The organism is Exiguobacterium sp. s150 (assembly GCF_018618435.1).
Taxonomy (GTDB): Bacteria; Bacillota; Bacilli; order Exiguobacteriales; family Exiguobacteriaceae; genus Exiguobacterium; species Exiguobacterium alkaliphilum.
In genome coordinates this window covers 106,850-118,076 of sequence record NZ_JACSMC010000006.1, presented here as the reverse complement: position 1 = coordinate 118,076, position 11,227 = coordinate 106,850, and the positions used below count along the sequence as shown (strand labels likewise).

Below are 11,227 nucleotides of genomic sequence, written 5' to 3'. Positions count from 1 at the left end.
GGATGTTTTTCACATCCGAACTCACGTTCATCCCATGCCTAAAGGCGGGCTATGCCCGGTATGGGCTTTCCTGCTCGTATAATCTGTAATTTGACTTGTCGTCTCCATCAGATGACGCTATGTGTTCTTTCGACAAATGGTAGTATTATCCTTTTAACTTATACAATCAAAGAAGAGGGATGGGGATGCCCCACCTGTCCGTTCATCAGTTTTACTCGATACGTCTCGTGATGTCCGGTATGATGAAAGAGGAGGCGATACGATGGAACAAAACTTAACGATTACAAGACCTTACGGTGAATTGATTGGAACACTGCAATTACATGACACGCCGCGAAAGACGGTCGTCATCTTGAGCGGGAGCGGACCGAGTGACCGCGATGGGAACATGGGTCCGTCGTCGTTCGGAACGTATAAAAAATTGGCAGAGGCACTGTTCGTGATGGGCGTCAACGTCTTTCGATATGACAAACAAGGGATTGGCGAATCGGACGGCGACTTCAACAAAGTCGGGCTGCACGACTTGATCGACGATGCGATCGCCGTCGTCAATCAAGTCAAGCGTTTGCCAGAGGTGACCGACGTCGTCATTCTCGGTCATAGCGAAGGGGCGGTCATCGCACCGGCCGTTCAACTCGAGACGAAAGCGACGGGTTTGATTCTCTTAGCCGGATTTAACGACGCGTCGAAACAGATGTTTTTGCTTCAAGCCGATGCGCTCGCCAATGAGATCGGGTCCGTCAAAGGACTGAAAGGGATGTTTTATCGCTTGACCGGCGTCCCGGCGAAAGTGCGCAAACGGCAAGATGAATTGTTCGAACGCTCGCTGCGGACGAACGTCGCCTCATTCAAATTCCGAGGCCAAATCGTCAATGCGAAGTGGATTCGGGAGCACGCCTCGTATGACGTCCGCGAGCGGCTCGAGCACGTGCGTGTACCGGTCCTTGCCATCACCGGTAACCGTGACGTCCAAGTCCCGCCGGAACACGTTCATTCCGTCAGGACGAAAGGGGACGTTACGAGCGACATCTTGAAAGACATGAACCACTTGCTCGTCGAGCGGACCACGCCGCACTCGTTGCTTCAGTTGCATAAAGAATATCGTGATGCCATCGAGGCGCCGCTACACCCTGTTTTAATCCAAAAGATTGACGAATGGCTCCAAAAGCAACAATGAACAGTCAAAAACGGTCACTAGGTGACCGTTTTTTATGTTATAATTGTGACAATTAAAAAATAAATGAACGAATATGAATGTTTTTGATTGTTTTTTGAATGTAAACGCTTTATATTATAACTACGGAGGGAATATGATGTTAACGAAACAACGACATCAATTAATTTTGCAACGGTTATCGGAACAACGGATCGTCAAATTGAAAGAACTGGTCGAATTGACAGAAGCGTCAGAGTCGACGATTCGTCGTGATTTGACCGATCTTGAGGCAGAAGGTTATTTAGAACGGGTCCACGGTGGCGCCACGCTCGTCTTTCACCCGGAAGAAGAACCGACGTTTGAAGAGAAGCGTGACCGTCACGTCGATGAGAAAGTCGCGATCGCACGGAAGGCCGCGACGTTCATCGAGGATGGGATGTCCGTCTACCTCGATGCCGGGACGACGACACAAGCGATGGTCCCGTTCTTAACCGGAAAACAAGTCATCGTCGTCACGAACAGTCTTCCGATTGCGAACGACTTGTTCGACCTCGATATTAAAACGTTCGTCATCGGTGGTGAACTAAAGCGCTCGACCCAGGCGCTCGTCGGCTATAACGCCCGCGAGAGCATGATGAACTATCGGGTCGACCTCGCATTTTTAGGCATCAACGGCGTCGACCTTGAAGCCGGTTATACGACACCGGATCCAGAAGAAGCCCTCGTCAAAAAAACGGCGATTGAACTCGCTCGTACGGCGTACATCTTGGCAGATGACTCGAAATTCGGGAAACGATCATTCAGTCGAGTCGCGCCGCTCGAGGCGGCGACGCTCGTCACACTGTCAGATGTCGCGTACGTCCGTTCAATCGAATCTACTACAAAGGTGGTGAACGCCCAATGATTTACACGTTAACGCTCAACCCTTCGATCGACTACTATGTCACGTTACCAGAAGTCGTGCTAGGAGAAGTGAATCGGATTCAAGAGACAACACAAACCGCAGGCGGCAAAGGAATCAACGTCGCGTTCGTCTTGCGTGAATATGATGTCGAGACGGTCGCGCTCGGTTTCGTCGGTGGATCGACCGGTGAATTTATTAAACAAGCGCTAAAAGACAAGGGTGTCCAAACGGACTTCATCGAAGTCGCGGGCGAGACCCGAATCAATGTGAAGATTCGGGCCAAAGAAGAGACGGAGCTCAATGCGAGCGGCCCCGTCATTCAAGATAGCGAGCTCGAACAGCTGACGAAGCAGTTCGAACACGTGAGCCCAGGTGACATCGTTGTCCTCGCGGGCAGCATCCCGGGCAACTTACCGAGCACGCTCTACCGGACGCTTGCCGAGAAGGTACGGGCCAACGGGGCCGAATTCGTCGTCGATACGACGAAGGAAGCGATGCTCGAAGTGTTGTCGCTCGAGCCGCTCATGATCAAACCGAACCATCACGAGCTCGGCGAACTGTTCGATACGGACATCGAGACGTTCGAACAGGCACTCCCCTTTGCGGAGAAGCTCGTCGAACGTGGAGCGCAGAACGTCATCGTCTCGTTCGCCGGTGACGGCGCGATGCTCGTCAACGCGAGCGGAGCCTATACGGCCAATACGCCGAACGGGAAGCTCGTCAACTCGGTCGGAGCCGGTGACTCGCTTGTCGCCGGGTTCGTCGCCAACATTCTCGACCACGACGCGTCGGAGGCGTTCCGCTATGCGGTGACAACCGGCAGCGCGTCTGCCTATACGTTTGGCCTCTGTACGAAACAAGACGTGGACCGCTTGGTCGGCGAAGTCGACGTCACCCCACTATCTCGATTGGAGGAAACAACATGAACATCACGGATCTGCTCAAAAAGGACACGATTCAATTGAATCTCGGCAGCCGTACGAAAGCCGACGTCATCGAAGAACTCGTCGACGTGCTCGACCGGGCCGGAAAACTTTCGGACCGGAACGGCTATCGTGACGCCATCCTGGCGCGTGAAGCGCAAAGCACGACCGGTCTCGGAGAAGGAATCGCGATTCCACACGCGAAGACGAAAGCGGTCAAAGAGCCGGCAATCGCGTTCGGACGCTCGGAAGGCATCGATTATGAGGCGCTTGACGGGCAAGACAGCCGCTTGTTCTTCATGATCGCAGCGGGTGAGCATGCAAACAATGAGCACTTGGAAACGTTATCGAAATTATCTGTCTTCCTTATGGACCCGAACTTCCAAGAACGCCTTTACGCTGCGACTTCTGCCGATGACGTCATTCGGGCCATCGAAGAGAAAGAAGCGGCTGAAGCGGCTCCGGTCGAAGCGAAAGCGGTGAACGAAGACGCGCCATACATTCTCGCTGTCACGGCTTGTCCGACAGGGATCGCGCACACGTACATGGCCGCCGATAGCTTGAAACAAAAAGCGGACGCGATGGGCGTCGAGATGAAAGTAGAGACGAACGGATCGACCGGAGTGAAAAATGAATTGACGTCGGCTGACATCGCGAAAGCGACAGCGATCATCGTCGCGGCGGACAAGGCGGTCGAGATGGACCGCTTCGCCGGCAAACACGTCATCGAAGTTCCGGTCGCCCAAGGGATCCGGAAACCGGAAGAATTGATTAACCGTGCCGTGAAGCAAGATGCGCCGGTTTATCAGTCGACTGGTAAATCTGGTGGCGAGAATAAAGAACAGCGTACCGGTGTATACAAACACTTGATGAGCGGGGTCTCAGCGATGCTTCCCCTCGTCGTCGCGGGTGGTCTCTTGATCGCACTCAGCTTCTTCTGGGGCATCAACTCGGCGAATCCGGACGATCCGTCATACAACGAGTTTGCCGCACAACTCATGACGATCGGTGGCGCCGCTTTCGGGTTCCTCGTTCCAGTCCTTGCCGGTTTCATCGCGATGTCCATCGCCGACCGTCCGGGTCTTGCACCTGGTCTCGTAGCCGGTTTCCTCGCAAGTGAGGGTGGGGCAGGGTTCCTCGGTGGTCTCATCGCCGGTTTCCTCGCAGGTTATGTCGTCGTGTTCTTGAAGCGTGCGCTCGCGAATTTGCCGGCCTCACTTGAAGGAATCAAGCCAGTTCTCTTGTTCCCGCTACTCGGTTCATTCATCTCAGGTATGATCATGTTACTCGTCGTCAACGAACCGATTGCCGCGTTCATGACATGGCTCATGGAAGTGCTCAACGGCATGAGCGGTGCGAACGCCGTCTTGCTCGGCGTCATCGTCGGAGGCATGATGGCAGTTGATATGGGTGGTCCGATCAACAAGACCGCCTACGTCTTTGGTACAGCAGCCCTCACGGCCGGAAACCAGGAAGTCATGGCGGCTGTCATGGCCGGTGGGATGGTCCCGCCACTTCTCGTCGCACTCGCATCGACTGTGTTCGCACGTCAGAAGTTCTCGAAACAAGAGCGTGAGGCAGGGAAGACCGCCTACGTCATGGGTGCATCCTTCATCACGGAAGCAGCCATCCCGTTCGCAGCGGCTGACCCGATTCGCGTCTTGCCGTCAGCGATTCTCGGATCTGCCATCGCCGGTGGATTGTCAGCATTCTTCGCCATCCAATTGCCTGCACCGCACGGCGGCATCTTCGTCTTCCCACTCCTTGAAGGAGCCGGAAACGTCGTCATGAGCATGGGGCTTTACGCACTTGCGATTCTCGCTGGTGCCTTGATTGGAGCACTCCTCCTTTCATTCTTGAAAAAACCACTTACGACTGCGACCGCTACACCTACACCGAAACAAGACGTCGCGTAAGATGAACGACCGTGGACAGACCACGGTCGTTTTTTGTCGCTAAATTGTCTTTGGATTTGCTTGGCTAATGGATTGCAAGGTGGCGATTTGTGGTAAAATACTTGTAAAACTTGTGCTAGGAGGGGGCCGAGATGATTATACGAGTAGCTGAACCGAAAGATGCGTATGGAATCGCACGCGTCCGAGTGAACGGTTGGCGGACGACGTATCGGGGCATCGTGCCGACCGATTTTCTATTGAAGTTGTCATCGAACGCGGTTGAGTGGGCCGAGAAGGTCCGCGACGCCCTCTCGCAACGGGAAGTGGACGGATATGTCGCCGTCGTCGATGAAGAAATTGTCGGCTTCGTCCTTTACGGAGCAGAGCGGACAGGGAAGTATCCAGACCATTCGAATGAAGTTTACGCCATCTACGTGCTCGAAGAACATCAAGGGAACGGTCTCGGCTCACGTTTGCTCGAGAAGGCAGTCGAAGCGATGAGTAGCTCAGGGATGATCATCTGGGCGCTCGAGTTGAACCCGTATCGCTCGTTTTACGAGCAAAAACAAGGCGAAGTGATTGACGAAAAAGAGCGCACGTTCGGGGAAATCGCGCTTCGCGAAGTCGCCTACGGGTGGACGAAGGCCAATTATGATGCCATTATCGGTGCTTGAACGGACGTGACCTCGTTGTCGCGTCTTTTTTGACGACTTCCAATCAAAAGGAGAAGATGACTGGATATATATATACAGTGTGACGAAATACAATCCTGACACGAGAGGGAAGATTGACGAATGGATCGATATGTCATGCATCGGTGACACGTATGACGTGATTGTCTTCACGCTTGAAGAATATCTACGTGTGGAAGCCAATTACATTGAAGCGATTGAGCGAATGATGGATGATTTGGGCGTGAAAACGTTGACCGTCTCCTACCTTGAGCGACGTTTCCATGACTATGCGTATCACCCCTCTTCAAGACGTGCGTTCAATGCGCTCTATCCGATTCGAATGAGAGACATGCGTAAAAAAATGAAGACAGGCAACGTCCTATCGCGGTGTCACATCCCGAACATGCTACGACTCATGTTAAGGAAAGGGCTATACACCGAGTTAGAACATAAGGCGGAAGGCTCAGACGAAGCGTATATGTTCAAAGTGTTCATCGGATACGACTACATGATGGGTGTTCATTCAGCGGTTGATCTCTCGTCACTTCAAGACGAGTTGCGCCAGTTGGCTATGTATCTTGAAGACTAATGCGGGGAGGGGAATAGCGTATGAATACGATTCAGTTGAAGTTTCATTTCGAGCACGAGACGAACCAACAGACAGCTCGCGACGTGTTAAACATCATGACGGACTATGGTCTAGTCATAGACAAATTAGGTTTCTATGAGCCGATCAACACCCCGTTTACAAATGAAACGTTTCTAAGCATGTGGATGGACGGCCTTGACGGTCATTTTCTTTTTTATGGCTCTCTCAAGCAAAGGAAAAGCTGGATGGCGTTTCATACACGAGGTGAGGGTCTGCCTGGTAGCTTTTATGTAGCTGTAAACCTCTCTGAAGCCCACTTCCATGAGCGGCCGGACGAGTGGGTTTTATTTTTTAAAGCGCTGTGCGACGCGCTAACGCCATACCGGGCCTTCATAGCGAAGGAGACCGTGACGCACTATATGTATGAGTATGAAAAGGATGAAGCAATCTTCCTCAAACCAGACGAGGTCGAATGGTACAACTATTGGAGTGGCGATGTATTCAAACATTCTACATTGGAATCGGTCAAACGTTTTGATTGGGCTTCAATCGAAAAAACTTCATCTGGTCTCTATTGTCAGTTGATTAAAGACATCCGAGACGACAATTACATTCTTCGGGCTGAACAAGCGAGAGCAGGCTTGGGCGAAGGGTTGCTATTGAAAAGAAACCTTGATCCTGAACTGTTATATGAACTGAACTATCAAGCTACATTACACGGTATAGAATTGGAACGTCATACTATCGTCTCTTTTATAAAACATATAAAATACCAACCGTTGAAATCCTACGAAGAAATTGTCTCGGCATTCTTGCTATTTATAAACCGACATGGAAAAAGGCATAATTAGGCTCCACAAACACAGCCTTTGCACCTGCGCGAGCAGGTGTTTTTGTCGTTTGTCGACTGCAAGCTGGAATAAAAAGGTTTTCAATTATGAACATTCTAACTAGCAAGAAGCATTTTAGTGAGGGTTATAAAGAAACACAGACTTCGTCCGATGTTGTCAGTAACGTGACGATCAATCGCTCGAGATTGGAGTTGTTTTATGAACCGAAAGTCAACACGCACGATCAGCATCAAACAGAAATTGATTATCATGTCTGCACTCGTTTTACTCGTTCCCTCTTTATTGATTGGACTTGTCGCCTATGGTCAGGCGAAACAGAAAATCAAAGATCAAATTTTGCAGTCTGCCCACTCGGGTGTGGAGCGGATGGATGTCGAGATCAACAATTTGATTGGTCCGATTAAAGGTGACGTCGATTTCTTTGCCGAGCGCATCGATGCGACGCTCTAGGAGTCGGGAGGTGACAATCTGGCATTAGAAGAGAAGCTCCTCGAGTATTTGGCGACACATCCGAAAGTCACCAACATCTATTATGCCTCTGGCGAAGGCGAGATGACCATCTATCCTGCACAGACACTTCCGGATGACTACGACCCGCGGACACGTCCGTGGTACGAGGCGGCCGAAGCGACAGCTGGGCAAGTCGTCATCACCGACCCATACGTCGACGCCGCGTCAGAGAAGATGATGGTCACCTTGTCGCGCGAAGCGACTGATGGACGAGGGGTCATCGCGGTCGATGTCGACGTCAATGACATCGCAGCCGTCGCGGCGAGCATTCAAATCGGGAAAGACGGCTATATCACGATTCTCGACCGGACTGAGCGGTTCGTCACCCATCCGACGCTCGCAGCTGGGGAAGAGGCATCGGGCGACTGGGTCGAACCGCTCTACAGCAAAGAGTCGGACAGCTTCGCCTATACGCTCGAAGGTGACGCGAAACAAATGGATTTCATGACGAACGGACTGACCGGTTGGAAAGTCGCCGGTACGCTTTACGAAGCCGAGATCGACCAAGAGACGGTCGGCATTTTGTGGACGACGCTCGCGGTCATCGCGGGGATGATTCTCATCGCGTCGGCTCTACTCTATTTCGTCATTCGCTCCATCGTTCGTCCGCTCAATCGTTTGACCGCCGGGGCCGCACGCATTCAACAAGGTGATTTGACGGAACAGATTCGGGTTGACTCAAACGACGAAATCGGGCGTGTATCCGAAAGTTTCAATGCGATGACCCAATCTTTGCGGACGATTGTTTCAAGACTTGATGCATCAATCGGTCAAGTGGCGGCATCGTCGCAGGAACTGATGGCCAATTCCGCTCAAAACACGGCGTCCTCTGAACAGATTGCCGGTGCGATTCAACAGATGGCGGCCGGCGCGGACGACTCAAAACGTCAACTTGACGATAATGCCGTCTCACTTCAAGCCATCACTTCTGGAATCATGCGCATCGCAGAGAGTTCGACGGACGTGTCAGAGCTCTCGCGCGAGACGGCGATGGAAGCAGAGGATGGGACCGCTGCCGTGACGAAGAACGTGGCCCAGATGCGCGCCATCGATACGTCGGTCGAATCTTTCGCTCACGTCATCGAGTCGCTGTCAGACCGCTCAAACGAGATTGGGAATATCGTCGACGTCATTAACGGAATCGCGGCGCAGACGAACTTGCTCGCCTTGAACGCAGCAATCGAGGCGGCCCGGGCCGGCGAGAACGGCAAAGGGTTCGCGGTCGTCGCGAGCGAGGTACGGAAGCTCGCCGAACAATCACAACAGTCGACGAAACAGATTGCCCATTTGATTGAACGCATCAAACAAGAGACCGAACAGTCGGTTGTCTTGATGAAAGAAGTGGCGGGTCATACGAAAGCAGGGCTCGAGACGACGGAGAACACAGCGGCCCGGTTCCATAAAATCATGGCCCGGACGCAAGCGATGACCCCGCGCATCGAGGACGTGACGGCGACGGTCGAAGAGATCGCCGCGAACGTCGAAGAAGTATCAGCGGCGGCGACACAAATCGCGCACATCGCGGATGAGAACTCGAGTGCCTCGAAGCAAGTGGCCGCGACGACCGAAGATCAACTCGGTTCGATGGAGGAAGTGTCACAATCCGCTAAAGAACTCGCCGATATGGCAGAAGAACTACAAGAACTCGTTTCACGATTCACGATTTAACGACAAAGCGTCGCGAACTCCAAACTCGGAGGATTGCGACGCCTTTTTTCATTGCTTGCTTGAGACTTGATTCCGACCGTGGTGTTTCGCCGCATATAACGCTTCGTCCGCGTCTTGTAACACTTGCTCGACCGATTTGCCGCCGGCGAACGAACTGACGCCGAACGAGCACGTTACGTGAGGGACTGGCCCGAACGGTTCGACGTTCACGGTTTGGCGGAGCTTGTCGGCCAAACGGACCCCGTCGGCGAGTGAGGAATGCGGGGCGACGATTAAAAACTCTTCCCCGCCCCAGCGGCCAATCGCATCGGTCTTCCGGATGTTTCGTCGGAGTAGCTGGGCGATTGAGCGTAAGACGAGATCTCCTGTCGGGTGGCCGAACGTATCGTTGACGAGCTTGAAATAATCGATATCGAGCATGATGACCGCGGCATCCGTTGAGGCATCGGGACGCTCGGCCACGGCCATCAACAAGTCGCTCACTTTCTTACGGTTGTACAGTTCGGTCAACGGATCGAGGGAGGACAGCTGTTCCATCCGTTCTTCGTAACGCCGCTGCTCGGTCACGTCTTCGAGCACGCCGACGCCTCCGGTCACGCGGTCGTTCTGGAAACTAGGCGACATCGTCGTCCGAAGGAAGCGGGCCTGCTCGTTCGAGCGATGGTGCCATCCGGCAAGACGGACCGTCTCGCCTGACAAGACGCGTTCTGCTGCCTCACTCAAATTCAATTGAACAGACGTGCATCGTTCAAATGAAGGGTAATCATGCACGGACAGACCGAGTAGTACGATGAACGCCTCGTTGTAGCTGATGATTCGGCCGGACCGGTCAAATGAGAACAGTCCGACCGGAAGTTCGTCCCATGAGGAAGGATCGATTCGTGCTGCAGTTGCTTCATGTTGGTCTCTAGGATCAGCCATAGGTGACATATGCGCGAACGCATACTTCCTCCTTTCCGAGTGGAAATTGAAAGCTTAGGACGTTCGTATTGATACTTTATACCCTGAATTGGAATTGGATTAGCTAAAAAGATAGAGAAATGTGCTGAATCTAAAAAACTGTCAAGGATTAGTCAAATCGAATACAAAAATTGAGGCACGTGCTGCTAGTCAATCAACGCAGAGAAAAAGAGGATGCGAACGAGGCACCCCCTTTTGTCTTAAGTTGAATCACGTAAAGATGTCGTCCTTATTTTGGAGGAGGATTGCGACCTGTCGTCTCACACGGGGAACGGAATCGTTTCGTTCGTACGCAGTCAACACCGGTTCGATTTCGTCGAGATGCGTCTCGAGGATGCGGGGCGATTGGGTGTCGACATACAACCCACCATGGCCTTCTACACAGCTGACCATCGCTTCAAGCGCGACTAAACTGAACGGCCGTCCACGTTCTAACCAGGCATTCATCCGATGCCACGTCGGCATGCTGACGGCAGCGAGTCTCGCCCAGTTCGAATCGAACGCGTCACAGTTTGACTCGATCCAATCGAGCACGTCAGGCGAACGGAAACGATATAAACATAAGAATGCGACACTCGGAAGTTCTTTCGGTTCAATCGCGTCCAACTTGTCGTAAACGCGTTTCAACCCTTCTTCGGTCGGTAGACTGGTCGCGGTCGCAGAAGCGAGTGAATCGAGTAGCTCTACGTCGACATCATGCCAGAGGCTGCGTACCCAGTCGGCTGCCGGTGTTTGGATGACGTCAGCGACGATTTCGAGCAGACGGGCCTTCACGTCGAGGTTTGGGGTCTGCTCATATCTTGTCTTCAAGGCATCGAGCAGCTCAAGCGCGTCGTGTTGCTTCAAAGCACTGATGACTTCGTCCTCGACATACCACCTCGTTACGGCAAACGAAAGGAGCGCCTCGACATCGGATTGGGCTTGCTCAAGCGAAGGGGGCAAGTCCTGTCTCGTCACGATGACTTCTGTTTCCGGTTGACACGCCGTGCCATCTTCATCGTATAAGTCGTCATGTAGCATCGGCTTAAACGATCCATGTACACTTGCCAAGTTGTACCACTCGATCGGGCGCAAGGCATAGTCCATCAGTCGTTCAT

The 11,227-nt window shown here is 52.6% G+C and carries 11 protein-coding genes; 9 read left to right on the top strand and 2 right to left on the bottom strand.

Going from position 1 to position 11,227, the window contains the following annotated elements; genetic code table 11:
- Positions 1-262 precede the first annotated feature (262 nt).
- The 9 genes from KNP76_RS05465 to KNP76_RS05430 all read left to right on the top strand — a co-directional run bounded on the left by KNP76_RS05465 (position 263) and on the right by KNP76_RS05430 (position 9,170).
- On the top strand, positions 263-1,177 hold the full coding sequence (locus KNP76_RS05465) for an alpha/beta hydrolase (RefSeq protein WP_214843345.1): 915 nt from the start codon (positions 263-265) through the stop codon (positions 1,175-1,177).
- A 136-nt stretch (positions 1,178-1,313) separates the two neighbouring features.
- On the top strand, positions 1,314-2,060 hold the full coding sequence (locus KNP76_RS05460) for a DeoR/GlpR family DNA-binding transcription regulator (protein WP_214843338.1): 747 nt from the start codon (positions 1,314-1,316) through the stop codon (positions 2,058-2,060).
- Positions 2,057-2,986: a 1-phosphofructokinase gene (pfkB, locus tag KNP76_RS05455; RefSeq protein ID WP_034804701.1), complete on the top strand. Its 930-nt coding sequence runs from the start codon at positions 2,057-2,059 to the stop codon at positions 2,984-2,986. Before KNP76_RS05460 ends, pfkB begins: the two co-directional genes overlap by 4 nt.
- Positions 2,983-4,899, top strand: a complete 1,917-nt coding sequence (locus KNP76_RS05450) for a PTS fructose transporter subunit IIABC (RefSeq protein WP_214843337.1) — start codon at positions 2,983-2,985, stop codon at positions 4,897-4,899. The genes pfkB and KNP76_RS05450 overlap by 4 nt, the downstream gene beginning before the upstream one ends.
- A gap of 131 nt (positions 4,900-5,030) precedes the next feature.
- Positions 5,031-5,552 carry a GNAT family N-acetyltransferase gene (locus tag KNP76_RS05445; RefSeq protein WP_034815332.1) on the top strand — a complete coding sequence of 174 codons (522 nt, stop codon included), beginning with the start codon at positions 5,031-5,033 and terminating at the stop codon, positions 5,550-5,552.
- Positions 5,553-5,631: 79 nt separating this feature from the next.
- Positions 5,632-6,141 (top strand): hypothetical protein, encoded by a 510-nt coding sequence (locus tag KNP76_RS05440; protein WP_214843335.1) that lies wholly within the window; start codon positions 5,632-5,634, stop codon positions 6,139-6,141.
- A 20-nt stretch (positions 6,142-6,161) separates the two neighbouring features.
- Entirely contained in the window at positions 6,162-6,992 is an 831-nt protein-coding gene (locus KNP76_RS05435) for a hypothetical protein (RefSeq protein ID WP_214843333.1), read from the top strand.
- 198 nt (positions 6,993-7,190) lie between these two features.
- Positions 7,191-7,442, top strand: a complete 252-nt coding sequence (locus KNP76_RS15830) for a hypothetical protein (protein ID WP_246514185.1) — start codon at positions 7,191-7,193, stop codon at positions 7,440-7,442.
- 48 nt (positions 7,443-7,490) lie between these two features.
- Positions 7,491-9,170, top strand: coding sequence for a methyl-accepting chemotaxis protein (locus tag KNP76_RS05430; RefSeq protein ID WP_251137355.1), 1,680 nt, complete (start codon positions 7,491-7,493; stop codon positions 9,168-9,170).
- Between the two features lie 48 nt (positions 9,171-9,218).
- Here the strand turns inward: KNP76_RS05430 and KNP76_RS05425 are convergent, their stop codons facing one another.
- A complete protein-coding gene (locus KNP76_RS05425; protein ID WP_214843331.1) occupies positions 9,219-10,091 on the bottom strand; it encodes a GGDEF domain-containing protein in 873 nt (290 codons plus the stop codon).
- 249 nt (positions 10,092-10,340) lie between these two features.
- Complete coding sequence (locus KNP76_RS05420; protein WP_251137354.1) at positions 10,341-11,180, bottom strand: hypothetical protein; 840 nt, start codon at positions 11,178-11,180, stop codon at positions 10,341-10,343.
- Positions 11,181-11,227 lie beyond the last annotated feature (47 nt).

What these genes read in the sequence shown, in the direction of transcription:
- KNP76_RS05445 (WP_034815332.1), top strand. Translation starts at nt 5,031, where the DNA reads ATGATTATACGAGTAGCTGAACCGAAAGATGCGTATGGAATCGCACGC.
- KNP76_RS05450 (WP_214843337.1), top strand. Translation starts at nt 2,983, where the DNA reads ATGAACATCACGGATCTGCTCAAAAAGGACACGATTCAATTGAATCTC.
- KNP76_RS15830 (WP_246514185.1), top strand. Translation starts at nt 7,191, where the DNA reads ATGAACCGAAAGTCAACACGCACGATCAGCATCAAACAGAAATTGATT.
- KNP76_RS05460 (WP_214843338.1), top strand. Translation starts at nt 1,314, where the DNA reads ATGTTAACGAAACAACGACATCAATTAATTTTGCAACGGTTATCGGAA.
- KNP76_RS05465 (WP_214843345.1), top strand. Translation starts at nt 263, where the DNA reads ATGGAACAAAACTTAACGATTACAAGACCTTACGGTGAATTGATTGGA.
- KNP76_RS05435 (WP_214843333.1), top strand. Translation starts at nt 6,162, where the DNA reads ATGAATACGATTCAGTTGAAGTTTCATTTCGAGCACGAGACGAACCAA.
- pfkB (WP_034804701.1), top strand. Translation starts at nt 2,057, where the DNA reads ATGATTTACACGTTAACGCTCAACCCTTCGATCGACTACTATGTCACG.
- KNP76_RS05425 (WP_214843331.1), bottom strand. Translation starts at nt 10,091, where the DNA reads ATGGCTGATCCTAGAGACCAACATGAAGCAACTGCAGCACGAATCGAT.